Genomic DNA, 26207 nt, shown 5'->3' with positions numbered 1-26207 from the left:
ACGATGACGATTGAAGTTCGTGTTCCCACGCTGGGCGAGTCTGTCACCGAAGCCACCGTTGCGACTTGGTTCAAAAAACCCGGCGATGCAGTCGCCGTAGATGAGATGCTATGTGAACTTGAGACCGACAAGGTCACGGTCGAGGTGCCCTCACCCGCTGTTGGCGTGATGGGTGAGATCGTTGCAGCCGAAGGTGAGACCGTGGGCGTCGATGCCCTGCTTGCCACGATAGCGGCGGGCGAAGCGGCTGCGCCTGCTCCGGCAGCGGCGGCCCCGGCCCCGGCGGCAGCGGCACCCGCAGCATCAGGCGGCAGTGTAGATGTGATGGTGCCGACATTGGGTGAATCCGTCACCGAGGCTACAGTCTCGACATGGTTCAAACAGGTCGGCAACAGCGTTGCACAGGATGAAATGCTGTGCGAATTGGAAACCGACAAGGTCTCGGTCGAGGTCCCTGCCCCGGCGGCAGGCGTTCTGGCTGAAATCGTTGCGCCTGAAGGCAGCACGGTCGATGCTTCTGCCAAATTGGCGGTGATCTCGGGCGCAGCCGCAGGTGCGGCAGCGGCTCCGGTGGCAGCCGTCGCCGCTCCGACTGCAGCCAGCACAGGTAAAGACGTGTCCAACGCTCCATCGGCTGAGAAAGCGATGGCCGAAGCTGGTCTGTCTGCGGATCAAGTCACTGGCACCGGACGCGATGGTCGTATCATGAAAGAAGACGTGGCAAAGGCAGTTGCAGCAGCTACGGCCCCAGCGCCTGCGGCGGCTGTGCCCGCCCCCGCTGCCCAAGCTCCGCGCGCGCCTGTGGCTGCCGAGGATGCGAGCCGCGAAGAGCGCGTGCGCATGACCCGTCTGCGCCAGACCATCGCCAAGCGCCTGAAGGACGCGCAGAACACCGCCGCGATCCTGACCACCTATAACGAGGTGGACATGACTGAGGTGATGGCCTTGCGCAACCAGTACAAGGACCAGTTCGAGAAGAAGCATGGCGTACGTCTGGGGTTTATGTCCTTTTTCACCAAGGCCTGCTGTCATGCGCTGAAAGAAGTGCCCGAAGTGAATGCCGAGATCGACGGCAATGACATCGTCTACAAGAACTTCGTGCATATGGGTGTGGCCGCAGGTACGCCGCAAGGGCTGGTGGTTCCAGTCATCCGGGATGCGGACTCCATGTCTTTCGCAGCGATCGAGAAAGCCATCGCCGAAAAGGGCAAGCGCGCCCGTGACGGTAAACTCTCAATGGCGGAAATGCAGGGCGGCACTTTCACCATCTCGAACGGAGGCGTCTACGGCTCGCTGATGTCTTCACCGATCCTGAACCCGCCGCAATCGGGCATTCTGGGCATGCACAAGATCCAGGATCGTCCCATGGTCATCAATGGTGAGATCAAAATCCGCCCGATGATGTATCTGGCGCTGTCCTATGATCACCGTATTGTGGACGGCAAGGGTGCTGTGACATTCCTTGTCCGCGTAAAAGAGGCGCTGGAAGACCCGCGTCGCCTGCTGATGGATCTGTAAGATGGCGACTCATGTACTGTGGCAAGCCGATGTGGCCGATTTCGATGCCTGGCTGAAGGTGTTCCGCGAGGATCAACCGATGCGCAAGGCCGCGGGTATCCGCGACCTGCATGTCTGGCGCGATCCAGATCAGCGGGATCATGCGATAGCGATGTTCGAGGTTATGAATCTGGATAAGGCCAAAGCCTTTTTTGGGTCCGAAGAACTGGCGATGCACCATGAACGCGGCGGCATTGCGCATATATCAATCAAGCTGCTGGAACCCGTTTGAAATATAGGTACCCGACCCGCCATACCGGATCGGGACGCTGCCGGATCAGCCGGTCGATTTAGGAGAATGTAATGGCAAATTATGACGTCATCGTAATCGGCGCCGGACCAGGCGGCTATGTCTGCGCCATCCGTTGCGCCCAACTGGGCCTTAAAACCGCAGTTGTCGAGGGGCGCGAGACGCTGGGTGGGACTTGCCTGAACGTGGGCTGCATCCCCTCGAAAGCATTGTTGCATGCCAGCCATCAGTTGCACGAAGCCGAACACAACTTTGCAAAGATGGGTCTGAAGGGGAAGTCACCTTCGGTCGATTGGAAGCAGATGCAGGCCTACAAGGACGAGGTGATCGATGGCAACACCAAGGGCATCGAGTTTCTGTTCAAGAAGAACAAGATCGATTGGCTGAAAGGTTGGGGCTCAATCCCTGCTGCGGGCAAGGTCAAGGTTGGTGATGAGGTCCATGAGACCAAGAACATCATTATCGCGTCGGGCTCTGAGCCATCGGCACTGCCTGGCGTCGAGGTTGACGAAAAGGTCGTGGTGACTTCGACTGGCGCGTTGTCTCTGGGCAAAGTTCCCAAGAAAATGATTGTGATCGGTGCCGGTGTGATCGGGCTTGAATTGGGCTCGGTCTACAGCCGTTTGGGCGCAGAGGTGACGGTGATCGAATTCCTCAAGGAAATCACGCCGGGTATGGACCCCGAGGTTCAGAAGACTTTCCAGCGTATCCTGAAGAAACAGGGTTTGAAGTTCGTCATGGGCGCTGCGGTGCAAAAGACCGAAGCCACCAAGACCAAAGCCAAGGTAACGTACAAGCTGCTCAAGGATGACAGCGAGCATGTCATCGATGCCGATACTGTGCTGGTGGCCACCGGGCGCAAGCCATATTCGGATGGGCTGGGGCTGGACGCTTTGGGCGTCGAGATGACCCCGCGCGGCCAGATCAAGGTCGGCAGTGATTGGCAGACCAACGTGCCGGGCATCTACGCCATCGGCGACGTGACCGAAGGCCCGATGCTGGCCCACAAGGCTGAAGACGAGGGCATGGCCGCAGCCGAGCAGGTTGCAGGCAAGCATGGTCATGTGAACTATGGTGTTATTCCTGGGGTCATCTACACTTGGCCCGAGGTGGCCAATGTGGGTGAGACCGAAGCGACACTCAAAGAACAGGGCCGCGCCTACAAGGTCGGCAAGTTCATGTTCATGGGCAATGGCCGGGCCAAGGCGAATTTCGCAGCCGACGGGTTCGTCAAGATTCTGGCAGACAAAGAAACCGATCGCATTCTGGGCGCGCATATCATCGGCCCCGCGGCCGGAGACCTGATCCACGAGGTTTGCGTCGCCATGGAATTCGGCGCATCAGCCGAAGATCTGGCCCTGACCTGTCACGCTCACCCGACCTATTCCGAAGCAGTGCGCGAGGCGGCGCTCGCCTGTGGTGACGGGCCAATTCATAGCTGACCAAACCTGAGCAGGTCCTCTACCTAGTCTCCTTGAGCGGCACCCCGTGTCGCTCAAAACCATTTGCGGCAGGTGATCAGACGCGGTTTACTGACTCCATTGCTTTTGGAAAGGAAGTCAGATGAGCGTCAGTTTACAGGTGATCTATCCCATAGGTACAGAAACACATTTCGATTTCGACTATTATGTCGACACACATCTTCCGCTTGTCGGCGAGCACATGGGGTCACATATCGAACGTACGGTCGTAACCAAAGGCATTGCGGGAGGCCCTGAAGCGCCAGCAGGTCATTACGCGATCGCAACGATCATGTTTGAAGATCAGGACGCCATGAACGACGCTATGTCAAAGGCAGGCCCTGTCCTGGCCGATCTGCCAAACTTCACCAATGTCAAACCGCAGATGCTGATCGGTGAGGTGATCGGCTGAATCAGAGCCATCCTTGCCTACCACATGGTTCTAGCGGCGCGGGCACCCCATTCCTGATCATATTGCGCGCCGCCTTCCTCTCCTGACGTCATTTCCGACAATATCTCGCCAGCCGTCGGCAGGCCCTCGCTTTCATCGTGGCCACTCCAGGTTCTGGCCCGGATCAGGGCGCGCGCGCATTGTGTGTAAATCTCGGATATCTCGATTACGATTACGGTTGCGGGGCGTTTTCCGTGTTTTTCGAACCGGGCGCGCAGGGCTTCATCAGCAGTCAGTTGAGCGTTCCCATTTACCCGAACCACATTGTTCGAACCGGGCACCATGAACAACAATGAGACGCGTGGATCGAGTACGATATTTCGCAGGGAATCCAAGCGGTTGTTTCCCCGCCAATCCGGCAGTGCCAGGGTGCCTTGGTCCAGCTCCAACACAACTGGCCCTTCATCTCCACGCGGGCTGCCATCGACACCTTCGGAGCCGACGGTGCTGAGGATACACAAGCGTGAGGCCATAATCCATTTGCGGTAGAGCGGTGTTAGCCGCCGCGCCACTTTGCGGATCGAGGCTGCTCCGGGCGTGCCATACAGAGCCTCAAGGGCAGTGATATCCTTAACGAATTCCATCCGGGTCAAACCCCACTTCTCGCATCAGTTCGTTGGACCGTGTCTCAATCACGTTTTCCAGCCGTTCCAGAAAGGCATTCCGCGCAACGCCGGGTTCGATTGGATTAAGGAAATCGACAATCGCCGTGCCGGGCTTGCGCATGACACCGGTTCTGGGCCAGAAGACGCCCGCATTTGTGGCAACGGGTACGCACGGGAACCCGAGCCCTTCATACAGAACCGCCGTTCCAACCTTGTAGGGCTTGTGCACCCCAGGCGCGACGCGCGTACCTTGCGGGTAGATCACCAACTGACCGGGTTCGCTGAACTCGCGGGCGACATCCTTGACCATCTTCGCAACCGCCGCCCCGCGTTTGCCGCGATTGACCGGGATACATCCCAGACGGCGCGCATACATTCCGATGACCGGCGTCCACAGAAGCTCTCGCTTCATGATGAATTTGCCGTGTGGGATGGCGTCGAAGATTATGATGATGTCCAGAAACGACTGGTGCTTGGCGCCGATCACAACCTCGCCATGTGGGACTTCCCCGCGCACTTCGCAGCGAATACCAACCATCCAGCGGGCCAACCACTTGGTTGTGCGCGCATAGGTTTTGCATGCTCGCAATGCGCCACGCTTGGCGAACAGCGCATAGGGGGCAAAGACAAGCCCCAGCACCAGCATCCAGGCATAGATGGTGATCATAAAGATCAGCGACCGGACCCATTGAATAGCCATGAACATCACGAAAGCTCCTTCAACTTGCGCTGCGCGGCTGACCATGTGGCCAGAAACGCAACGGCCGCGCCCAATACCGGGATCAGCACGGGCAGGATCCAACCGATACCCTGAAACCCAAGGCCAGTGAGAAAACCACCCGCATCCGAGGCTTCAGGGAGCAACAATACACCCGTCATACCCAGCAAGGTGCCAACCGCTGCCCCAAACAGCGCCCGGAACGTAAAGCGGCGCACGAACGCTCCGGCGATGAACCGGTCCCGCGCGCCGACCTGACGCAGAACCTCGATTATCTGCGCGTTGGCGGCAAGCGAGGCGTTGGCGGCAAGCGTGATCATAGCGGCAGTGGCGCCACCGATCAGCAGGATCGAAATCCAGCCCAGACGCCGCAGCGAATTGGCCGCATCAACCAATGGCTCGCGCCAGCGAGTGTGATCATCCAGCACTGCGCCCGGCACCTCCGCCCCTAGCCGCAGCCGCAGGCCAGCCGCATCAAGACCCGGCTCACCTTCGATAATCTCTATCAGCTGCGGGATTGGTAAAGTGTCCAGAGGCAAGTCCGGTCCGAACCAGGGTGACAGCAGTGTGGCCTGCTCTTCGCTCGTCAACGCGCGAGCCGAAGCCACACCCGGCGTTTGCTGGAGGACATTCAAAGCAGCCTCGGTTTGCGCCGCACGTTGATCTGCAGGGGCATTGATCCGCAAGGTCGCTGCCCCCGCCAACTCTGAAGCCCAACGATCCGCCACACGGCCCGAGGCTAACGAAAGAGCCAGCGCAAAAACCGCCAGAAAGGCCATTGCACCAGACACGAACAGGGTCAATTGCGCGGTAAAGCCCGTGGGTGGCACCACCCGGTCGGCGCGGCTGTCACGGCGCAGCAAATTGCGGATCGTGCCCTTGCTCATAGATCCGCCCCCGCAAGCTGCACCCGGCGCTGCGCGATACGCAGAACGCGAGCCTGAACTTGGCTTTTGGCGGCGCGGATCAGGCTTAGGTCATGGGTGGCGATCAGCACGGTTTTTCCCATCCTGTTCAATTCGACCAACAGGCGCAGAAGTCGTTGCGACATCTCCCAGTCCACATTGCCGGTGGGTTCATCCGCAAGCACCACATCGGGCGATAGGATGACTGCGCGGGCCAATGCGGCACGCTGGCGTTCGCCCCCCGATAGTTCAGGCGGGTGCGCCTCAAGCCTGCTGCCAAGCCCGACCCAGCCCAGCAGTTCGGTCAGATCGTCCTGCTGCCCATTTTCAGAGCGCCCCGAGACCATCAGCGGCAACGCGACATTCTCGGCCAGCGTCATGTGATCCAAAAATCGGCAATCCTGATGCACCACGCCAATTCGGCGGCGCAGCAGCGCCATCTGATCACGGTCCATGCGGGCGATATCCTCGCCAAAGGCCATCAACCTGCCCGAGGTTGGCAACAACGCGCCATAACAGAGTTTCAGCAATGTGGTCTTGCCCGCACCCGAAGGCCCGGTCAGAAAGTGGAACGATCCGGGCTGTAATTGCAGCGAAACATCGCTTAGCAACTCACCACCGCCGTAGGTATAGCTGATATTCTCCAGCTCGATCACGCCTGCCCCCTTTATTCTGCTCACCTCTTGCCCGAGCGCAGCGGTGGATTCAATGCCTTGGGCGGGGCCAATTGGCGACACTTGGCCCGCGAAACCGAAAACACGCTTTGCTGTTGGGTCTTAACGGAATATCATCCCTGAAAAAACTATTATCAGGCCAGCCTTGAAGGCCAGGAGGCAGAATGCGTTTAACGTGTCCGAATTGCAGCGCCCAGTACGAAGTCCCGGACGAAGTGATCCCCGAGGACGGGCGCGAAGTTCAATGCTCGGCTTGCGAAGAGACCTGGTTTCAGGAAAAGTATCCAGTCGCCAGCAAAGCAGAGCCGGAAGCGAAATCTGCGACTGCAATCCAGGCAGCCTTTGCCGAACCGGAAGATGTTAAGTCAGAGGATGCGCCAGAACCCGATACGGCCAAGGCCGAGCCAGAAAAGGTTAAGGCAGAAGACACACCAGAACCCGATGCGCCCGAGGAATTGAGTGTTGGAAACGTAGACCCGGCGGTATCCAGCATCCTCAAGGAAGAGGCTGCACGCGAGGCAGAGCTGCGCGAGCGTGAAGGCAGCAATCTGGAAAGCCAACCTGATCTGGCATTGGATCCGCCTGAAGAGCCCAAGGTCAAACCGAAACGGCCCTCGGCCACTGAAACCGCCGCTGACGCAGGTCAGAAAGATGAGCTGCCGGATGTTGAGGCGATCAACTCGGGTCTGCGCAGCGACTTGACATCGGACGAAGCTGAAGCCGTTGCTCCGGCCCGCAAATCCGGTGGGTTTCTGCGTGGCTTTGCCTTGATCATTATCATCGGCGTCATTCTGTTTCTGATATATGGCAATGCCAATCAGATCAGCGAGGCGGTTCCTCAGGCTGATCCGATGCTGAAATCATATGTCTCACTGGTCGATCAAGCGCGCCTTTGGCTTGAGACACAGACCGGGGGCGCAGGGCAGAACTAGAACCTTTCGAGCAATCGCTTGAGGTATTCCAACTCGATCTGAGGCCGATCCTGTTCACCGGTCCTACGGCGGATTTCATCCAGCAACTCGCGCGCACGACGATATACATCTTCGCCTTGCAGCAAGTTGTCGTCGGTCGAGATTGATCCCGCGGAACCTGGCGTACGACCCAATGGATCGCGGTTATTGGCCTGCATGTCGCCGGCCTCGGTCCCTTGACCCGGCTGGTTCTGCTGGTTCTGCGCCAGGGCTTCGCCCAGTGAACGCATGCCTTCGCGCAAGGCTTCCATCGCCTCGGATTGACGGTCAATCGCCTCGGCCAGATCATCGCTGCGCAAGGCGTCTTCGGCGTCGTCCATGGCCCGGCCCGCACGGCCCAATGCTTCGCGCGCAGCGTCGCCTTCAGGTGTACCACCGCCGGGCAGACCTTGTTGTTGCCGTCTCAACTCATCCCTCAGCGCCTGCTGCCGATCCGCCAGTGACCCCTGACCTTGCTGGCCTTCACCAGCCTCATCCTGACCCTGGCCCTGGCCGCCCTGGCCTTCATGGCTCTGGCCGCGTCCCAGACCACCGTTGCGACCCTCATTGCCCTGACTTTCGCCCGCTTGCGCACCGGGGTTGAACTGTTCCTGCAGGTCGCGGAATGCCTGATCGCTGAGGCCCTGTTGTTCGCGCAGGGTTTCTGCCAGCCCTTCCATGGCCTGCTGTCCTTCGGACTGGCCACCTTGGCCCTGCCCTTGTGTGACGCGCATGTTTTCCATCATTTGCTGGAACTCTTCTAATGCCTGCTGCGCCTCGGCCATGCGGCCTTGTTCCATGAGCTCCTGAATGCGGTCCATCATTCGCTGCAGGTCATCCTGCGTCATCTGCAGGGTTTCGCCGTTCTGGCCCTGCTGTCCTTGCTGCGTCTCACCGTTTTCCTGCGCCAGACGCTGGAGTTGCCGCATGTAATCCTGTGTCGCTTCGCGCAGCTCCTGCATCAGTTCGGCAATCTCTTCGTCGCTGGCACCGTTCTGCATCGCTTCGGTCAGACGCTCCTGCGCACGGCGCATCCGTTCCAGTGCGTCGGCCAGCGTGCCATCCTCGATCAGAACCGCCAGATCCCACAGCGCTTGCGCAATTTCTTCCTGCTGTTTGACGTTCAGTGCGCCGTATTTGTCGAAGGTCTCCAGCCGCCGCAGGATCACACGCAGACGCAGATACGCTGTATCTGAGCGGAACAGGTCCTCGGGTAGGTGCGAAACCGCGCGCAGCAATTGCGATACACGCAGCGCATTTTCGCGCGACCAGAGCAGATCGCGCCGCTGTTCGATCACCGCAGCAGCCAATGGGTCAAAGAACCTACGGGCCGGCAGTTCTGTCAGATAAGGTTCTGCCACCGTCTCTTGATCCGCCGCATCGATGGCCATGAGGGTTATTTTCACCGGCAAATGTGCCCAAGGGTGCTGCGAGAAATCCTCGATCAAGTCTTCGGTGAAATCGGTCCGATCGCCTGTAATCGGCATTGGCAACTCGACCGTAATGATCTCGCGCGGTTCTGGCTCGGTCGCAAGACCGAATTGACGGTTGACCGCTAGCAGGTCCAATTCGATCCGGGCTGTGCCGGAGACGATTCCATAGTCATCCGCAGCAGCGAAGGGCAGCTTCATCTGTCCGCCAGCCTCTGATTGCGCCACTCCTGCCGTCGCGATCCTGGGCGCAGTGTCCGGAAGGATCTCAAGCGCCCAATCGCGCCCTGCCGGGCCATCAATCCGCATTTGGCCCGAGCGTTCCGCAACAAATTCCTGTTCCGGGTCCGTCGCGGCTTCGGTGCCCAGAGGTGTCGAAGATTCTGTCAGGCTGTGCGCGCCGATCTCGCCGTAGAACCGAAGTGTGATGCGGCTGCCTTTAGGCACCGTCAACGTCGGATCGGTCTGATCGGCAAGGTAGAGCGTTGGCAGCCCGGTGTAGCGCGGCGGTTCAATCCAACCCTCCCAAGTCGGGCCCTGCCCCGCCTGAGCGGTCCCCGGCGTCATGTCAGCGACCGAGCCTATCCGCCAGAACGAGCCGAACAGAGCCGCAACGACGAGTACCAATAAGGCAGCATAGCGAAGCGCATAGGGATCGCGAGACGCCAGCCGCAAGTCGGGTTTCACCGGATCGGCCTTTGATGCACGATCTGCCATGCGCGTCTGGTGCGCATGCCACAGTGCCACCGAATCCGCATCCATCGCACCGATTGCCTGATCGTCCATCAGTGCTTGTATCGGGCGTCCGGGCAGGGTTTCATCCAGCCGAACCAGCGCCTCGGCCCGGGTTGGCAGGTGGAACCGTCTGATTCCCAAAACCGCTGTCGCAATTAAAGCAATCAATCCGATCGCTGCAGAAATCCAAACGGCTTCAATGCGCACAAGATCGTGCAGACCCAGCATCAGGGCGGCCAGCAGCGCCATAAGAATAGAAAAGAACGGCCAGAAGGCGCGCATCACCTGCTCAGCCAGCATACCCCCGTGCGTCAGCCACAGGGACAGTCTTGGAATTGGCAAGGTCTGGTTGTCGCGCAAGGCGGGCCTCCTGATCGGCCCGACGCGCCTATCGCGTCAAAGCCACTCAGGTATGGTATCGCGGTTTATGATTTCGTCAAAGCTTGGGCGTTCACGAATTACGGCAAATTGATCCCCGTTCACCAGAACCTCAGGGATCAGGGGCCGCGTATTGTATTCGCTAGACATGACTGCACCGTAGGCACCTGCACTGCGGAATGCGATAAGATCGCCCGATTTCAAAGCCGGCATGTTGCGTTGTTTTGCAAAGGTATCCCCGGATTCACAGACCGGACCAACGATATCATACGGGCGCTGTTCGACCCCTGCGGCAGGTTCTTCGACCGCCACTATATCATGATACGCCTCATACATCGCGGGGCGGATCAGGTCGTTCATTGCGCCATCGAGGATCAGGAAATCGCGGTCTTCGCCGGATTTAACATAGATGACCTTGGACACCATCAGACCCGCATTGCCAGCGATCAGTCGACCGGGCTCAATCTCGATCTCGCAGCCCAGATGGCCCAGTGTTTTCTTGACCATCGCACCATATTCAACCGGCAGCGGAGGCGCGTCGTTGGAACGGGCATAAGGAATACCCAAACCACCGCCCAGATCGAGGCGGCGGATGTTATGCCCCTCTGCGCGTAGGCGCTCTGTCAGTTCCGCAACCTTCATATAAGCCAGTTCAAACGGCTCAAGCTCGGTTAGTTGCGATCCGATATGGACATCGATCCCAATCACCTCCAGTCCCGGAAGGCTTGCGGCCAGTGCATAAACCTCGGTCGCACGCGAGATTGGGATACCGAACTTGTTCTCGGACTTGCCGGTGGCGATCTTGGCGTGGGTTTTTGCATCCACGTCCGGATTCACCCGAACAGTGATCGGCGCAACCTTGCCCAATTCCAGTGCAACCGCATTGATCACCTGCATTTCGGGCTCGGATTCGACGTTGAACTGACGAATGCCACCGGTCAGAGCGGTACGAATCTCATCCGCTGTCTTGCCGACGCCCGAAAAGACAATCTTGTCTCCGGGCACGCCCGCGGCTTTGGCGCGCAGATATTCCCCGCCCGAAACCACATCCATTCCCGCACCTGCCTGCGCCAGCGTCTTCAGGATGGCCTGATTGCTGGCCGCTTTCATCGCATAGCAGACTAGGTGATCAGTGCCCTCAAGCGCGTCATCGAACAGCTTGAAATGCCGCTGCAGCGTCGCCGTCGAATAGACATAGAACGGGGTTCCGACCGCGGCAGCGATTTCGGAGATTGGCACATCCTCGGCGAAAAGCGCGCCGTCGCGGTAGAGAAAATGATCCATACCGCGCGCTTAGACCAAAAGAGGTATGTGGATCAAATGATTCCGGTAGGGTTGTGGTCACCGTCGCGGTTCAGAATGTCTTTGACGCGCCAACCCTCGCATATCCTGAAACCGAGACCCCGGACCCGCTAGGTGCGGCGGTTGGTTCCGTTCGGGGTGCGCCTGACGGGTCGCAAGCTGCAAGTACGGCGAGGCAGAGGATCAGGCCGGCAGGTCTCATGCATTTTCTCTTTGTCATTCAGGATGTGTCAGATGCAGATGGGTGTGCGATCAGCAAATTGCAATTTTGGAGTTCAGAGCCCCAGATAAACGCCCAGCCCACCGCGTCTGAGACCAACGCCAACACCACCATAGGTGCCGCTGCTGCCTACGCCGACGCTTGCGCTCATGGTGGGCTGTATGGGTTCGCCATCGGCACCACACCCGGCCAAGGCCGCTGCGACCGCAATCAATAGCACCACCCGTCGTATCTGCATTACACCAGCGCCTTCCATCGCTTGATCTGGGCCCGCACCTGATCCGGTGCGGTGCCGCCATAGGATTGGCGAGAGTTTACCGAATTTTCGACGGTAAGAACAGAATAGACGTCGTCGGTGATGTCCGCGTGGACCGATTGCATGTCCTCCAGCGTCAGATCCGGTAGGTCGCAGCCCTTGCTTTCAGCCATGGCCACCAGCGATCCAGTGACATGGTGCGCGTCGCGGAAGGGCAGGCCCAGCACGCGGACCAACCAGTCGGCCAGGTCGGTCGCAGTTGAAAAGCCAGACCCGGCAGCGGCAGCCAGGCTTTCGCGATTGGCGGTCATGTCCTTGACCATGCCTTCCATCGCGGCAAGTGCCAGCATCCAGTTATCTGCCGCATCAAATACCTGTTCTTTGTCTTCCTGCATGTCCTTGGAATAGGTCAGCGGCAGCCCCTTCATCACCATCATCAGGCCAGTATTCGCACCAAATATGCGGCCAACCTTGGCACGGATGAGCTCAGCTGCATCGGGGTTCTTCTTTTGCGGCATGATTGATGAACCAGTCGAGAAGCGATCAGACAGTGATACAAACCGGAATTGGGCCGAGGACCAGATTACCAATTCCTCGGCAAAGCGCGACAAGTGCATGGCGCAAATCGAGGCGGTCGACAGGAACTCCAACGCGAAGTCGCGGTCGCTGACAGCGTCCAATGAGTTGGCTGCGGGGCGGTCGAAGCCCAGCGCCTCAGCTGTCATCTGGCGGTCGATTGGGAAAGAGGTCCCGGCCAACGCGGCTGCGCCCAAGGGGGATTCGTTCATCCGGGCACGGGCGTCGCGCACGCGGGACAGATCGCGGCCAAACATCTCGACATAGGCCATCATGTGGTGACCCCAGGTTACTGGCTGCGCGGTTTGCAGGTGGGTGAAACCGGGCATGACCCAGTCTGCCCCGGCCTCGGCCTGCGCCAAAAGCGCGCGGATCAGGGCCAGAAGACCGGATTCTGCGGCATCTAGCTGGTCGCGAACCCAGAGTTTGAAATCGGTCGCCACCTGGTCGTTTCGCGACCGGCCCGTGTGCAGACGGCCTGCGGGTTCTCCGATCACCTCTTTCAGTCGCGCCTCGACATTCATGTGAATGTCTTCCAGCGCAGTCGAGAACTGAAATTCTCCGTTCTGAATTTCTGACAAAACGGTGAGCAGGCCTTCCCGAATGGCGTGCGCATCACTATCAGTAATAACGCCTGTGGCAGCCAGCATGGCGGCATGGGCGCGCGAGCCTGCGATGTCCTGGGCTGCCATCCGCTGATCGAACCCGATCGAGGCATTTATCGCCTCCATGATCGCGTCTGGACCAGCGGCAAAGCGGCCGCCCCACATCTGGTTCGAAGATTGATCGGTCATGAAAGAAAACCCGGAGTTGATATGCGCCTGTTACGTCTGATCCCCCTTTATATGGCCCTAGCGCTGGGTGCAAACGCCGCTTTGGCAACAGATGCGGCAACGCTTGGCCCATTGCGTGAGGGCAGCCTGAAGCGGCTGATCCTGCATAGTGAGCCCAAGCCGGTCAAAGTGGTCGATTTTGAACTAGAAGATGATGGCGGCACCGGATCGCTGGCCGACTACAAAGGCAAGTATGTGCTGCTGAACTTCTGGGCCACATGGTGTGCGCCGTGCCGCAAAGAAATGCCTCAGATCGCTGAACTGCAACAGGAGTTTGGCGGTGACAAATTCGAGGTTCTGACCCTGGCGACCGGTCGCAACACACCTGCCGGGATCAAGAAGTTCTTTGACGAAAACGGCATCGACAACTTGCCGCGTCATCAGGATCCGAAACAGGCGGTTGCACGCGAAATGGGAGTGATTGGCCTGCCGATCACTGTGATCATCGACCCCGATGGCAATGAGATCGCACGCCTGATCGGTGATGCAGAATGGAACTCGGACAGTGCCAAGGCGATAATTTCAGCGCTTGTCGAAGGCAATAGCTGAGGTCCCGCGCGCTCTTGCAGAAAATCTGTGTTAGAATGAGACCGGCCCCAACGGGCCGGTTTTCGTTTGCGACCGGAAGAAAGGGAGACTCCGATGAAACCGGTAGTTCTGTTGATTGGGCGGTTGCCGAATGTAATCGGCAACGTGGCACAACAACTGGATCACCTGCCGATTCAGTGGCTGGGCGCGCATGATCAGGATGAGGTGCGGCGGCAGCTGGACGCGGAACCGCGCATCGCCTGTGCGATCATGGGCGCGGGTCTTGATGACAAGATACGCGGAGAAATGGTTGGCATCATCGCCGCGCGCAGGCCCGATATCTGCATCCATCTCAAAGATCGGGCCTCTGGCCCTGACGGGTTAATGCCGTTTGTCGCACGCATCGTCCAGCATGAGATTCTGGAAAGCCTGGAAAGCGGCTGACGCCACGCCACCTTTGACAGACAAATCGCCCGCTTGCAGGTTATCTGCAGGAGGATGGAATGCCGCTGGAAATACTATTGATCCTCGTCGTCGGCGGCATTGCCGGGGTCGCCTTGCTGCTGCATCTGACGGGCAAGTCACGCTTGCAAGTGCTGACGCCTGAGACAGCGCACGAACAGTGGCTGCGTCACTTTCCAGATGATTCCATCATTGACGTAACCGTTGCCCATGATGGTCACGCCGCCCTTATCCGAACCGAAACCGGAGCCGGTCTGCTGTGGTCCTTTGGTGCCGATACCGTGGCCCGCCATTTACGGGATTTCGATTGGCTGGATCATCCTGAAGGCTTTGAAGTCCTGTTCCACGATTTCAGCACTCCTCGGGTCATCGTCCACCTTGATGAGACCGAACGCCAGCACTGGCAAAATCTGATGGATCCCGCATGACCGATCACGTGAGCTTTCCCGACGCGGTGCAATGGGCCGTGCCCTTCTTCATCGCGGCCATTCTGGCCGAATTCCTTTGGATCGCGATCAAAGGCCGGGGCGGTAGGTACGAAACCCGCGATGCCTTGACCTCGCTGATCATGGGGGCAGGCAATATCGCCTCGGGCTTTTTGCTGGGCTTCATCGCATATGCGTTTTTCATGTGGCTGTGGCAGATCACACCGCTCAACCTAGGGACCTCGATCCCGGTCATCATCTTGTGCTTTGTACTGGACGATCTGCGGTACTACTGGGTGCACCGCTTTGGGCACCGCATTCGCTGGGTCTGGGCCAGTCATGTGAACCACCACAGCTCACAGCATTACAACCTGACAACGGCGCTACGGCAGACCTGGACCTATACATTCACCTTCATGATGGTGGTACGTGCGCCGCTTATCCTGCTGGGCTTTCACCCGGCGATGGTGCTGTTCGTCGGAGGTCTGAACCTGATCTACCAATTCTGGATCCATACCGAAGCGATCGGCAAAATGCCGCGCTGGTTCGAAGCCGTCATGAATACGCCCAGTCACCACCGCGCCCATCATGGGCGAAATGCGCGATATCTTGATTGCAACTATGCGGGTGTCTTTATCATCTGGGACAAGATGTTCGGCACATTTGTCCCCGAGCAAGAAGATGACAAGGTCGACTATGGGCTTGTCCACAATATCGGCACGTTCAATCCGCTGCGCGTGGCGTTTCATGAATGGGTTGGAATCTGGCGGGACGCCACCCAACCGGGCCTGTCCTTGCGCCAACGTCTGGCTTATTGTTTTGCCCCTCCGGGCTATAGCCACGATGGAAGCCGCGACAATTCCCAACAGATCAAGGCCAAGCACCTTGTCCGCCATCCGCAAGATCATGGCACACCGGGATTCGAGCAGTTCGGCACCAAATCACCTGCTTCCACAGCCAAGCGGGCCTAGATCTCAAAAAGACCTTTTCTTTGCTTGAAATTTGGCACAAGCGCTCCATATCCCCTGAGATGTTTTAAGAGTGCATTTCCGGAGGTCCGCATGTCAAAGCTGATGAGAATTTCTACGATCACAGGTTTGCTGGGCCTCGTCATCACAATGACCGCCGCACTCAACGGAGCAATGCCCGCGCTATTGGGGTTGGGATTTGTCATGGCCGCGCTGGGACTTTTAGGAGCGCTTATCGGTGCGGCTGCTTCGCTGCGTCATGCTTGGCAATCAACACACTGATCTTCCGCCCCGCCACCTGCGATAAAATTTTGAGCGTTAACCCCGGTTTTACCTGTCTTCCCTGAAACTGGCCCCGGCCAAAATCATCGGGATCAGGGGAACGGTACGTCATGGGAAACAGGAAACGCGCAGACCTGCCCGAGGGATCGGACGACCCCTTAAGCGCCGCCGTCACTTCACGGGATCGATCGGTGGTACAGATGGCGACCGAAGCCGTGAAGCATAGACAATGCAGGCTGGCGTTTCAGCCTGTCGTTCAAGCACATCCTCCTCAGGGAATCGCGTTCTACGAAGGGTTCATCCGTGTATTGGATGAAACCGGCCGCGTCATCCCCGCGCGCGAGTTCATGCCACAGGTTGAGAACACGCCAATTGGCCGGGACCTTGATTGCGTCGCGCTTGAAATGGGGCTGCGCACTCTGATCCGCAACCCTGGCATCCGCCTGTCGATCAACATGTCCGCGCGGTCCATCGGTTATTCCAACTGGTCGCGTGTGCTGGATAGGTTTCTGAAAAAAGACGCAAGCTTGGGCGAAAGGTTGATTCTGGAAATCTCAGAATCTTCGGCGATGCAGGTGCCCGAACTGGTGGTAGATTTCATGGATCGCCAACAAGCCCGCGGTATCGCCTTTGCGCTGGATGATTTTGGGGCCAGTAACTTTGGCTTTCGCCACTTTCGTGAATTTCTGTTCGATGCCGCCAAGATCGATGGGCAGTTTATCAGGGGCATCAGCAGCAATCCCGACAATCAATCGCTGGTGCGCGCACTGATTGCAGTTGCGCGGGAATTCGAAATTCTTGTCACTGCCGAATCGGTCGAAAGTGGCGAAGATGCTCATTTCCTGATCGCAAACGGTGTCGATTGTCTGCAGGGCTTTCTATATGGAGCGCCTTCAGTCACTCCGCCCTGGAGCCCGGAAAAAGCTGCAAAAACGGGCAGTTGATAGCAGCTGGTCGCGCGGAACACCGCCAAGGCTCACTCTGAGACAAGCTGTCCGTTGCTGCAGATGCAGCATTGCGCTATTGCAGAAGATGCTTGAGCGGGGGATCACGAGGCGCTCTTGCACCCGGAGAAGACTTCTCCTCAAACCGCGCCGTCAGATTTCCCACAGGACCATGACGGTAAAGGATTGACTTTATGACCAACGTAGTAATCGCATCCGCCGCACGTACGGGCGTCGGTAGCTTTAGCGGTTCGTTTGCGAACACCCCCGCACATGATTTGGGCGCTGCCGTCCTTGAAGCAGTTGTCGAACGTGCCGGGATCGACAAGGGCGAAGTAAGCGAAACCATCATGGGCCAGGTCCTGACTGCCGCCCAAGGTCAGAACCCAGCGCGCCAGGCGCATATAAATGCGGGCCTGCCGCAGGAAAGCGCGGCTTGGGGCATCAACCAGGTCTGCGGTTCGGGTCTGCGTGCTGTTGCTCTGGGTGCACAGCATATCCAATTGGGCGATGCCGACATCGTTGCCGCTGGTGGACAAGAAAACATGACCCTGTCGCCCCATGCCGCCGCCCTGCGCGCCGGTCATAAGATGGGTGACATGAAATACATCGACACGATGATCCGCGATGGTCTGTGGGATGCCTTCAACGGCTATCACATGGGTCAAACGGCTGAGAACGTCGCCGAGAAATGGCAGATCAGCCGCGATATGCAGGATGAATTTGCGGTCGCCTCGCAAAACAAAGCCGAAGCGGCCCAGAACGCTGGCAAGTTCGCCGATGAAATCGTGCCCTTCACCATCAAGACCCGCAAGGGCGACATCGTGATGGACAAGGACGAATACATCCGCCACGGCGCGACAATCGAAGCCATGGGCAAACTGCGCCCCGCCTTCGCCAAGGACGGTTCTGTCACGGCCGCAAACGCTTCGGGCCTGAATGACGGTGCCGCTGCCACCCTGCTGATGTCGGCTGAGAATGCCGAAAAGCGTGGGATTGAGCCCTTGGCCCGAATTGCATCCTACGCGACCGCCGGACTTGACCCGTCGATCATGGGCGTTGGCCCGATCTACGCTTCGCGCAAGGCTCTGGAGAAAGCTGGATGGTCGGTCGATGATCTGGATCTGGTCGAAGCAAACGAAGCCTTCGCAGCGCAAGCCTGCGCTGTAAACAAAGACATGGGTTGGGATCCGTCGATCGTAAACGTCAACGGTGGTGCAATTGCCATCGGACACCCAATCGGCGCGTCCGGCTGCCGGGTTCTGAACACCCTGCTGTTCGAAATGAAGCGCCGGGATGCCAAGAAAGGTCTCGCGACCCTCTGCATCGGCGGCGGCATGGGTGTCGCCCTGTGTGTGGAGCGTGACTAAGTGCGCTGAAAACTAAATACAAAAGGGCGTCCACTGGGCGCCCTTTTTTGTTACAATCGGATCATACCGCTTAGATGCGACAAAATCGCCGGACAGAAAGACAAGATCGATCACGAAACGATATTGCGCATCCTTAACTCTCAGAGTAACAGAATTACCAAGACGACTAAATTTGGAGGAGTCCTAAATGGCACGTACAGCACTCGTAACCGGCGGTTCCCGCGGCATCGGCGCAGCAATTTCCAAGGCGCTGAAGGCCGAAGGATACAATGTTGCCGCCACTTATGCAGGCAATGACGAAGCCGCCGCAAAGTTCACCGACGAAACCGGTATCAAAACCTATAAATGGAATGTTGCGGATTACGACGAATCCAAAGCGGGCATCGAAAAAGTCGAGGCCGAGGTTGGCCCGATCGACATCGTGGTCGCCAACGCCGGTATCACCCGCGACGCACCGTTCCACAAGATGACACCTGAACAGTGGCATCAGGTCATCGACACCAATCTGACTGGTGTTTTCAACACCGTGCACCCGGTATGGCCGGGTATGCGCGAGCGTAAATTTGGTCGTATCATCGTGATCAGCTCGATCAACGGTCAGAAAGGCCAGTTTGCGCAGGTCAACTATGCCGCAACCAAAGCGGGCGATCTGGGCATCGTGAAATCTCTGGCGCAGGAAGGTGCGCGGGCCGGTATCACGGCCAACGCGATCTGCCCCGGTTATATCGCGACCGAAATGGTCATGGCGGTGCCGGAAAAAGTGCGCGAATCGATCATCGGTCAAATCCCGGCTGGTCGTCTGGGTGAACCGGAAGAAATCGCGCGTTGCGTGGCCTTCCTGGCTTCAGACGATTCGCAGTTCATCAACGGCTCGACCATTTCCGCAAACGGTGCACAGTTCTTCGTCTAAACCGACGATCTGAGAATGAAAACGGGCCGGTCCATCAAGGACCGGCCCTTCTTTTATCCCGTAAGATCACGCGCGCTGCGATCAGCGGGAACCGAATAGCCAGGACCAGAATCCTACAACCGCCTTGCCGCGCTCTTCATGCGCGCGGTGAATGGCGTTCTGAATGGCTGGGTTTGTTGTCATCTCGATCATGCTGAACCCTTCTCAATCAAGTTGGTTTTGACTTGCCATCAACATGGCCTTTGATTTTAAATTGCACAAACGAGAGTTTTCGATCCTTCAGTTCAGAAAAACTTAACCGACATGACCGACCGCCTGCCTCCGCTGACTGCTTTGCGCGCCTTCGATGCCGCCGCACGACATATGTCGTTTGCCAAGGCGGCGGAGGAACTGAATGTGACACCTGCGGCTCTGTCCTTTCAAATCAAGTCGTTAGAAGAGCATCTGGGCCACCCCGTGTTTCGCCGGCTCAATCGCGCTGTCGAACTGACCGAAGCCGGGCGCACATTGGCACCCGGAACCGCAGATGGCTTTGCCGCCCTGCAAGCCGCGTGGCAGGCGACGCGGAGGCTGCAGGATGAAACCAGCCTCACGGTTACAGCAGGCCCTGCCCTGACGGCGAAATGGCTGGCACCGCGCCTTTATGAGTTTGCCCGTGCAAATCCGGGGATTGACCTGAAATTCTCGGCCACTCTGCGCAACATGGACCTTGAACGGGATGACGTGGACGTGGCGATCCGCTTTGGCTACGGGCCGGATGAGGGGCTCTATTCGGTTCCCGTCCGCAAGGAGTGGCTGACACCGGTTATGACCCCGGAGCTGGCCGAACAATTCCCCACGCCAGCGTCGTTGCGCGACGCCCCCCTGATCCATGACGATTCGATCAGTTTTCTCAAGCCGCGTTGCGACTGGCCCGCGTGGTTCCGTGCGGTTGGATTGGATTTCACTCCGACCCATGGGGCGCATTTTTCGAACGCCGATCACGCCATCGACGCTGCCGTGGCCGGGGTGGGCGTGGTTCTGGGGCGGCGCGCCATGATCCTGAAAGACCTGACCGAAGGGCGACTGGTCGCGCCGTTCAAAGTGGCACTGGAGACCGCCGGGCGATTTCGTTTCCTCTGCCTGCAAGGGGCAGAGAAGCGACCGCAGATCGCAGCGTTCCGCGACTGGTTCATTTCCGAGATTGAAAAGACCGCGCATATATCGGATGAGTTTGAAATCATCCCTGTTGAGAAGGTAGCTGGTGAATGAGCAGAATGGGCGCGACCGCGATTGGTTTTGTCGCCGTTTTGCTATGGTCTCTGCTGGCGCTGTTCACTGTGGGTTCGGCCCCGACGCCGCCTTTGTTGTTGAACGCGATCTGTTTTACCATCGGCGGTACGCTGGGTCTGATTTGGACATTCGCCAGCGGCGGGCTGGGTCAACTGCGCCGGGTCGCGTGGACGACATACCTGCTTGGATCAATTGGCCTTTTTGGCTACCACGCGCTGTACTTTTCAGCCCTTCGCATGGCCCCTGCAGCCGAGGCTGGGCTTATCGCTTATCTCTGGCCTTTGCTGATCGTTCTTCTGTCAGGCCTGCTGCCCGGAGAGCATCTGAAACCGGGCCACCTTATCGGAGCCTGCCTTGGCTTTGCTGGAGCCGCCGTCATCATCACCGGTGGAGGCAGCGCTGGCTTCCAGATTCAACACTTGCCCGGTTACGGGCTGGCTTTGCTCTGCGCGCTGACATGGTCCAGCTATTCAGTACTGTCGCGTCGGCTGGGCGATGTGCCCACAAGCTCGGTCGCGGTGTTCTGCGTCCTGACGGCCATCGCCTCATGGGGCCTGCATTTCGCGGTGGAAGAAACGATCTGGCCGCAAGGCGCATTCGGCTGGGCCTCGACCCTTGCGCTCGGCCTCGGGCCTGTGGGGCTGGCATTCTATGTCTGGGATATCGGGGTCAAGCGCGGAGACATTCAAATCCTGGGCACCGCCTCATACGCGGCACCTTTGTTATCGACACTTGTACTGGTTCTGGCCGGGATCGCCGCCCCGTCCTGGGGCTTGGCGATCGCGGCCTTGTTTGTCACCGGTGGCGCTGCCATCGCGGCCCGCGCCAGCCTGAAGGCCTAGAACCTTAGGTCGACAGGCGCTCGATCTCTTCTTTTAGCTTCAGCTTCTGTTTTTTAAGCTGTGCGATATGGAGATCGTCAATACCAGGTGAGCGTTGCGCTTCTTCCACTTCAAGACCGAGAATTTCGTGTTTTTTCTTCAACTCCGTCAGATGTGCGCTCACGCTCATGGCGGTCCTCCTTCTCTGGTTTGTAAGTGTCACGTAGGAAGTTGATCACATCATTTCCAGCCTGTCACGCTGCAGACGCACGAAATCTATAATAAATCCGACAAATTCGGCTGGTCATTGCCGATCAGGCAAAGTGCCCGGTCAAATCCGCCCCATCGCGCAACACCGCCGAGACCTTGGGGGTATAGCTTTCACCGTCTTCTAAGTGCCGGTCACCGAGGTGCAGAATCAGCGGTGCATGTAGCCGAAAAGCGGCGCGCCCGCCCTTTCTGGCGCGCAATATCACCAGCTCAGCCGCGCGATCCGCACGGGGAGCCAGAGGCAGCACCTGAACCGAGCCCAAGCGGCCCGCGCACCCCGCAAGCATATCGGGCAGCCGGTCTGCCCTCTGGATCATGTGAAGATAACCGCGCGGCGCCAGACGTCGGGCGGCGACATTGATCCAGTCCTCAAGCGGCGTGTCTTCACCCAGTGCGATCTGCCGTCCCGCATCGGTGGCAGGGCTGTGCGCGCCTGCCCGGTAGTAGGGCGGATTGGCGATCACATGATCGAACTGTTCTTGTCGCAGATCATTCGGTAGTGCGTTCAAATCCGCCTCAACCACGGTGATCGCTGCGTTTTGTTCCGAATTGCGGCGGGCCAGATCTGCATAGCCAGCCTGCAGTTCAACCCCAGTTGCCTTCAGGTGGGGCACTCGTGCCATTAGGCACTGAATAGCAGCCCCTGCCCCGCAGCCCAATTCCAGCACCGACTGGCCAGCTTGTGCCGGGACCGATGCCGCCAGTAAGACCGGATCGACCCCTGCACGATATCCTGAGCGCGGCTGCCACAGACGCACACGCCCGCCCAGAAAATCATTGCAGGTCAGATCACTGTCGGAAAAGCTGCTCATCGCCCCAGCGGGATCTCGTTATCGCGCATGACCCGTTCGGCGCGGGTCAGATCATCTGCCCGCACCATTAGGCGACGGGGAAAGATTCCGATGCCGCCTTCTAGGATGCTCATATTTACGTCCATCTGAAAGCAGTCTATATCCTCGCCCTCAAGGAGAGCCGTTGCAAAGGCTAGGATTGTCGGATCGGTGCTGCGCAATAGTTCTTTCATGGGGATGGATGTAAGGGCAAGGTGACAGGGATGTCGAGCCTTGTATCAGGAGAGTGATGAACGTCAGCACGATCTCGAAACCGCATGAGCGTCTGGCAGAGATGCTTGCGGGCGAAATGGCCGCAGTAAATACGCTGATTCGGACGCGTATGGCGTCGGAACATGCCCCGCGCATTCCCGAAGTGACCGCACACCTGGTCGAGGCGGGCGGTAAGCGTCTGCGCCCGATGCTGACCCTGGCGGCGGCGCAGCTGTTCGGCTATTCAGGCGACCATCACATCAATCTGGCTGCAACGGTCGAGTTCATTCATACCGCAACCCTGCTGCATGACGATGTCGTCGATGAAAGCGGGCAGCGGCGCGGGCGACCCACGGCAAACCTGCTATGGGACAATAAATCCAGTGTTCTGGTTGGAGATTACCTGTTTTCCCGCAGCTTTCAGTTGATGGTCGAAACCGGTTCGTTGCGGGTTCTGGATATCCTTGCAAATGCGTCGGCCACAATTGCCGAAGGCGAGGTGCTGCAGATGACAGCGGCCACCGATCTGGGCACGGATGAAAGTGTCTACCTGCAGGTTGTGCGCGGCAAGACAGCGGCGCTGTTTTCTGCCGCAACCGAAGTGGGTGGTGTGATCGCAGGCGCGACCGAGGCGCAGGTCAAGGCGCTGTATCACTATGGCGATGCGCTCGGAATCGCGTTCCAGATCGCTGATGATCTTCTGGATTATCAAGGCGATAGTGCGGCCACAGGCAAAAACGTCGGCGACGACTTCCGTGAACGAAAATTGACCCTGCCAGTGATCAAAGCCGTGGCTCAGGCAACTGCCGAGGAACACGCGTTTTGGGAACGGACGATCGGTCGCGGGCGGCAGGAAGAGGGCGATCTGGATCACGCTTTGTCGCTGATGGCCAAATACCGCACGCTGGATGCAACCCGCGCGGATGCGTTTGGTTGGGCGGCCAAGGCCAAGGCTGCGCTGGCGCCTCTTCCGGATCACGAAATCCGCACCCTGTTAGGCGATCTGGCCGATTACGTCGTATCGCGCCTTAACTGAGCGTCGTTGCGCGGTACCACCAGCCGGGTTGGGCCGCGCCGATCTCATAGGCGGCAAAATGGGCTGCTTTGAGCGTTGGATAAAGTGCGAAACAGGTTGAGCCTGAACCCGACATACGAACCATCAACGCGTCTCGGGTGCCTTCCAACGCCGCTATGACCTCCGCAATGCCCGGCGCTACAGATATTGCAGGTGCCTCTAAATCATTCCGCTGAACCTGCAACCACGTAGCGCAGTCTTCGGGTGTTTTGAATGCAGGGATCTCAGCAGGCATCGGTGCGTTGTCTCTGCTGTGCAAAGCGGAAAACACCGGGCCGGTGGAAACTTCAATACCCGGATTTACCAAAAGCGCCGGGAGGGGCGGCAACGCCATCGGCTCAATCTGTTCACCAATCCCGCGCATACGCGCTGCAGCAGCATGTATGCATACCGGGACATCCGCGCCAAGCGACAGCGACACGCTATCGGGCCACTCTCCCCCCTTCGTCACGGTGCGCAAAACCGCCGCAGCATCCGAGGAACCGCCCCCGACACCGCCACCGTGCGGCAGTTGTTTGTTCAGATGAATGCGACCGGTCCAGCCTGCGGCCTCGGCGGCCTGCCAGACCAGATTGCGATCATCGGTCGGTACGCCATTCGAAAACTCACCCGTGACCGACAGAGACAGCTCGGGGCCGGAACTGAGGCTCAACTGATCCCCAACATCGGCAAAGGCAACCAACGAATCAAGCAGATGATAGCCATCCGCGCGTTGGCCGGTCACATGCAGGGTCAGGTTGATCTTGGCGGGGGCAAATGCCTCAGCCTTCATTGGCGACCTTCAGGGGTTCGGCGCCTTCCTCGGCCAGAACCGCATCCAATCCGACTTCAATCTTGCGGCGAATGCGTTCAGGATCGGCTTCGCCGTCGGTATCTTCAGGATCAATGAAAGACAGGGCTCGTTTCCACTGGAACTCGGCTTCACGCCCGCGACCTACGGCCCAGTAAACATCGCCCAGATGATCATTTACCACCGGATCGACCGGCATCAGTTCAACGGCGCGCTCCATGTGGTCGACTGCTTCGTCGTACCGGCCCAGGCGGAACAACACCCAGCCCAAGCTGTCAACGATATAGCCGCTGTCAGGGCGCGCTGCGACGGCGCGTTCGATCATATTCAACGCTTCGTCCAATTTCTCGCGCCGCTCGACCAGCGAATACCCGAGATAGTTCAGCACCTGTGGTTGGTCCGGGTTCAACTCAAGCGCGCGGCGGAAATCGGCCTCGGCCTCGTCCCAGTTCTTCAGGCGTTCATGCGATATCCCGCGGGCATAATGCAGGAACCAGTTTCCGCCTGCACCCTCTTCCGTCAGGCCAATCGCCTTGTCGTAAGAAGTGACCGCTGCCGCGTAATCCTCTTGCTGGCGCCGCAGGTCGGCCAGGGCTACATGCACACCGGGCAAATCAGGGCTTTGGGCGGCAAGGTTTTGCAGGACCTCGGCGGCAGCTTCTTTTCTGTCAGAGCGACTTAGGACCTCGGCGCGCCCCAGCTCGGCGGCATGATAATCGCTGCTGTCCGGAGGCACCTGCCGATAGACATCAACCGCCAGATCATATTGTTCCAGCCCATCCAACAACTCAGCGCTTAGCAAAAGCGCATCAATATGGTCAGGCCGCAGAAAGGCCGCGACCCGGGCATATAGCAGAACATAATCCTGCGCGGCCTCCGCACTCAGCGCAGCGCCAACGGTAAAGAAAACCTCGGCCATGCCATCCTGTGCAGAACGGACATGGGTAAAGGGCAGCGTTTCGCCATCAGACAGCCGGGTGACGAAACCTTCGATGGTCGGATCACTGCCGGCGGCAAAGACGTTATCCAGAAATTCCAGCGCATCGTCGTTGCGATCCAGCTGCGACAGCACTTCGGCACGCGCCAGCGCAGCCCGGCGTGAAAAACGGGCAACCAGGCCATCATCTGCGGCAAGGATCGCCTCGGCCCCCTCAAAGTCTCCGACTGACGCCAGCGCCATGGCCTTGTGATAAAGTGCAAATTCTTTCAGACCTTCCTGCGTGGTAACAACGTCAAATTGTTCCATCGCTTTGGTCATGGCGCCTTGCCCCATATGAGCCCAAGCAATCATCAGGCCATCAACCAGCGGTCCAACCCCTTGCGTTTCAGGATCGCGGGCCAGAAATTCATCCAGCTTGCCATCTGCCACCAGATTGGCGGCGATCACCATCCGAGCGGCCTGGCTGGGCAGTTCATTTTCCTCGATAACTTCGGCGACGGTCAGGGCCCGCTCAATCTCACCCAAGGCGAGCCGGGCGACGACCACGTTTTCCAGCAGTTTCGGATTTTGGGGATCAGCGCGAAGCGCCTGCGCATAGTAACGCTCGGCAGCGGGATAATCGCTCTCATAAATCGCCTGACGTCCAGCCAGATACGACCCCGATCCGGTATCCGATACCGCAGGGAGCGCAATTGAAGAGCTGAGGATCACGGCCAGTGCCGCACGTCGAACCAGGGAAACCACTGATAATCTGCCTTGCTGTCGTTGACTGACCGACAAGCTAGGGCTTTGCTGGGCGAGAGGCAA

29 protein-coding genes are annotated in these 26207 nt (G+C 58.6%); 16 read left to right on the top strand and 13 right to left on the bottom strand.

Annotated features, from left to right (window positions below):
- Window positions 1-3: 3 nt before the first annotated feature.
- The 4 genes from odhB to ACR0KC_RS16950 all read left to right on the top strand — a co-directional run bounded on the left by odhB (window position 4) and on the right by ACR0KC_RS16950 (window position 3679).
- On the top strand, window positions 4-1518 hold the full coding sequence (gene odhB / locus ACR0KC_RS16965) for a 2-oxoglutarate dehydrogenase complex dihydrolipoyllysine-residue succinyltransferase (protein WP_480791437.1): 1515 nt from the start codon (window positions 4-6) through the stop codon (window positions 1516-1518).
- 1 nt (window position 1519) lies between these two features.
- Entirely contained in the window at window positions 1520-1789 is a 270-nt protein-coding gene (locus ACR0KC_RS16960) for a hypothetical protein (RefSeq protein WP_170395780.1), read from the top strand.
- A 71-nt stretch (window positions 1790-1860) separates the two neighbouring features.
- Window positions 1861-3249 (top strand): dihydrolipoyl dehydrogenase, encoded by a 1389-nt coding sequence (lpdA, locus tag ACR0KC_RS16955; protein WP_170465907.1) that lies wholly within the window; start codon window positions 1861-1863, stop codon window positions 3247-3249.
- A gap of 121 nt (window positions 3250-3370) precedes the next feature.
- On the top strand, window positions 3371-3679 hold the full coding sequence (locus tag ACR0KC_RS16950; RefSeq protein WP_170513910.1) for an EthD family reductase: 309 nt from the start codon (window positions 3371-3373) through the stop codon (window positions 3677-3679).
- Between the two features lie 17 nt (window positions 3680-3696).
- Here the strand turns inward: ACR0KC_RS16950 and ACR0KC_RS16945 are convergent, their stop codons facing one another.
- From ACR0KC_RS16945 to ACR0KC_RS16930, 4 genes are read right to left on the bottom strand one after another with little or no spacing between them, the layout of a single operon-like run.
- Complete coding sequence (locus ACR0KC_RS16945) at window positions 3697-4302, bottom strand: pyridoxamine 5'-phosphate oxidase family protein (protein ID WP_170395774.1); 606 nt, start codon at window positions 4300-4302, stop codon at window positions 3697-3699.
- Window positions 4289-5029: a lysophospholipid acyltransferase family protein gene (locus tag ACR0KC_RS16940; protein ID WP_480571499.1), complete on the bottom strand. Its 741-nt coding sequence runs from the start codon at window positions 5027-5029 to the stop codon at window positions 4289-4291. The genes ACR0KC_RS16945 and ACR0KC_RS16940 overlap by 14 nt, the downstream gene beginning before the upstream one ends.
- Complete coding sequence (locus ACR0KC_RS16935; RefSeq protein ID WP_170408348.1) at window positions 5029-5928, bottom strand: FtsX-like permease family protein; 900 nt, start codon at window positions 5926-5928, stop codon at window positions 5029-5031. The genes ACR0KC_RS16940 and ACR0KC_RS16935 overlap by 1 nt, the downstream gene beginning before the upstream one ends.
- Window positions 5925-6602: a cell division ATP-binding protein FtsE gene (locus ACR0KC_RS16930; protein WP_170423929.1), complete on the bottom strand. Its 678-nt coding sequence runs from the start codon at window positions 6600-6602 to the stop codon at window positions 5925-5927. The genes ACR0KC_RS16935 and ACR0KC_RS16930 overlap by 4 nt, the downstream gene beginning before the upstream one ends.
- A gap of 182 nt (window positions 6603-6784) precedes the next feature.
- On the opposite strand from ACR0KC_RS16930, the gene ACR0KC_RS16925 reads away from it, so the two are divergent.
- Window positions 6785-7552: a zinc-ribbon domain-containing protein gene (locus ACR0KC_RS16925; protein WP_170597269.1), complete on the top strand. Its 768-nt coding sequence runs from the start codon at window positions 6785-6787 to the stop codon at window positions 7550-7552.
- On the opposite strand, the gene ACR0KC_RS16920 is transcribed toward ACR0KC_RS16925, so the two are convergent.
- From ACR0KC_RS16920 to argH, 4 genes are all read right to left on the bottom strand, one after another.
- On the bottom strand, window positions 7549-10035 hold the full coding sequence (locus ACR0KC_RS16920; RefSeq protein ID WP_480772051.1) for a TIGR02302 family protein: 2487 nt from the start codon (window positions 10033-10035) through the stop codon (window positions 7549-7551). The genes ACR0KC_RS16925 and ACR0KC_RS16920 overlap by 4 nt on opposite strands.
- 96 nt (window positions 10036-10131) lie before the next feature.
- A complete protein-coding gene (gene lysA / locus ACR0KC_RS16915) occupies window positions 10132-11397 on the bottom strand; it encodes a diaminopimelate decarboxylase (RefSeq protein ID WP_223117535.1) in 1266 nt (421 codons plus the stop codon).
- A 293-nt stretch (window positions 11398-11690) separates the two neighbouring features.
- On the bottom strand, window positions 11691-11873 hold the full coding sequence (locus ACR0KC_RS16910) for an argininosuccinate lyase (protein WP_170395762.1): 183 nt from the start codon (window positions 11871-11873) through the stop codon (window positions 11691-11693).
- On the bottom strand, window positions 11873-13261 hold the full coding sequence (gene argH, locus ACR0KC_RS16905) for an argininosuccinate lyase (RefSeq protein ID WP_170408352.1): 1389 nt from the start codon (window positions 13259-13261) through the stop codon (window positions 11873-11875). Before argH ends, ACR0KC_RS16910 begins: the two co-directional genes overlap by 1 nt.
- A 21-nt stretch (window positions 13262-13282) precedes the next feature.
- On the opposite strand from argH, the gene ACR0KC_RS16900 reads away from it, so the two are divergent.
- The 10 genes from ACR0KC_RS16900 to yddG all read left to right on the top strand — a co-directional run bounded on the left by ACR0KC_RS16900 (window position 13283) and on the right by yddG (window position 21303).
- A complete protein-coding gene (locus tag ACR0KC_RS16900) occupies window positions 13283-13849 on the top strand; it encodes a TlpA disulfide reductase family protein (protein WP_170395758.1) in 567 nt (188 codons plus the stop codon).
- A gap of 93 nt (window positions 13850-13942) precedes the next feature.
- Window positions 13943-14272 carry a hypothetical protein gene (locus ACR0KC_RS16895; RefSeq protein WP_170395756.1) on the top strand — a complete coding sequence of 110 codons (330 nt, stop codon included), beginning with the start codon at window positions 13943-13945 and terminating at the stop codon, window positions 14270-14272.
- A gap of 59 nt (window positions 14273-14331) precedes the next feature.
- On the top strand, window positions 14332-14718 hold the full coding sequence (locus tag ACR0KC_RS16890; protein WP_170408353.1) for a hypothetical protein: 387 nt from the start codon (window positions 14332-14334) through the stop codon (window positions 14716-14718).
- Entirely contained in the window at window positions 14715-15686 is a 972-nt protein-coding gene (locus ACR0KC_RS16885) for a sterol desaturase family protein (protein WP_170566270.1), read from the top strand. The genes ACR0KC_RS16890 and ACR0KC_RS16885 overlap by 4 nt, the downstream gene beginning before the upstream one ends.
- A gap of 90 nt (window positions 15687-15776) precedes the next feature.
- Window positions 15777-15965 carry a hypothetical protein gene (locus ACR0KC_RS16880; RefSeq protein ID WP_170395750.1) on the top strand — a complete coding sequence of 63 codons (189 nt, stop codon included), beginning with the start codon at window positions 15777-15779 and terminating at the stop codon, window positions 15963-15965.
- Window positions 15966-16075: 110 nt separating this feature from the next.
- Window positions 16076-16909, top strand: coding sequence for an EAL domain-containing protein (locus ACR0KC_RS16875; RefSeq protein WP_170395748.1), 834 nt, complete (start codon window positions 16076-16078; stop codon window positions 16907-16909).
- Between the two features lie 194 nt (window positions 16910-17103).
- Window positions 17104-18279, top strand: a complete 1176-nt coding sequence (locus tag ACR0KC_RS16870; protein ID WP_170395746.1) for an acetyl-CoA C-acetyltransferase — start codon at window positions 17104-17106, stop codon at window positions 18277-18279.
- A gap of 187 nt (window positions 18280-18466) precedes the next feature.
- Complete coding sequence (gene phbB, locus ACR0KC_RS16865) at window positions 18467-19189, top strand: acetoacetyl-CoA reductase (RefSeq protein WP_170395744.1); 723 nt, start codon at window positions 18467-18469, stop codon at window positions 19187-19189.
- A 303-nt stretch (window positions 19190-19492) separates the two neighbouring features.
- A complete protein-coding gene (locus ACR0KC_RS16860; protein WP_170513880.1) occupies window positions 19493-20440 on the top strand; it encodes a transcriptional regulator GcvA in 948 nt (315 codons plus the stop codon).
- On the top strand, window positions 20437-21303 hold the full coding sequence (gene yddG, locus ACR0KC_RS16855; protein WP_480707106.1) for an aromatic amino acid exporter YddG: 867 nt from the start codon (window positions 20437-20439) through the stop codon (window positions 21301-21303). The genes ACR0KC_RS16860 and yddG overlap by 4 nt, the downstream gene beginning before the upstream one ends.
- 4 nt (window positions 21304-21307) lie before the next feature.
- Here the strand turns inward: yddG and ACR0KC_RS16850 are convergent, their stop codons facing one another.
- The 3 genes from ACR0KC_RS16850 to ACR0KC_RS16840 all read right to left on the bottom strand — a co-directional run bounded on the left by ACR0KC_RS16850 (window position 21308) and on the right by ACR0KC_RS16840 (window position 22576).
- Window positions 21308-21472, bottom strand: coding sequence for a YdcH family protein (locus ACR0KC_RS16850; RefSeq protein ID WP_170395738.1), 165 nt, complete (start codon window positions 21470-21472; stop codon window positions 21308-21310).
- 124 nt (window positions 21473-21596) lie between these two features.
- Window positions 21597-22364 (bottom strand): tRNA1(Val) (adenine(37)-N6)-methyltransferase, encoded by a 768-nt coding sequence (locus ACR0KC_RS16845; protein ID WP_480707104.1) that lies wholly within the window; start codon window positions 22362-22364, stop codon window positions 21597-21599.
- Entirely contained in the window at window positions 22361-22576 is a 216-nt protein-coding gene (locus ACR0KC_RS16840; protein WP_008755664.1) for a putative signal transducing protein, read from the bottom strand. Before ACR0KC_RS16840 ends, ACR0KC_RS16845 begins: the two co-directional genes overlap by 4 nt.
- 56 nt (window positions 22577-22632) lie before the next feature.
- Between ACR0KC_RS16840 and ACR0KC_RS16835 the strand changes: the two genes are divergently transcribed.
- Window positions 22633-23631, top strand: a complete 999-nt coding sequence (locus tag ACR0KC_RS16835; protein WP_480772019.1) for a polyprenyl synthetase family protein — start codon at window positions 22633-22635, stop codon at window positions 23629-23631.
- Here ACR0KC_RS16835 and ACR0KC_RS16830 read toward each other — a convergent pair.
- Together ACR0KC_RS16830 and ACR0KC_RS16825 are read right to left on the bottom strand one after the other, a co-directional pair.
- Window positions 23624-24442, bottom strand: a complete 819-nt coding sequence (locus ACR0KC_RS16830) for a 4-(cytidine 5'-diphospho)-2-C-methyl-D-erythritol kinase (RefSeq protein WP_480772018.1) — start codon at window positions 24440-24442, stop codon at window positions 23624-23626. The genes ACR0KC_RS16835 and ACR0KC_RS16830 overlap by 8 nt on opposite strands.
- Window positions 24432-26144: a tetratricopeptide repeat protein gene (locus ACR0KC_RS16825; RefSeq protein WP_480772017.1), complete on the bottom strand. Its 1713-nt coding sequence runs from the start codon at window positions 26142-26144 to the stop codon at window positions 24432-24434. The genes ACR0KC_RS16830 and ACR0KC_RS16825 overlap by 11 nt, the downstream gene beginning before the upstream one ends.
- Window positions 26145-26207 lie beyond the last annotated feature (63 nt).

The organism is Ruegeria sp. CF3 (assembly GCF_056537365.1).
Note: the sequence above shows the minus strand (reverse complement) of the source record. Positions and strands in the feature narration are given on the sequence as shown.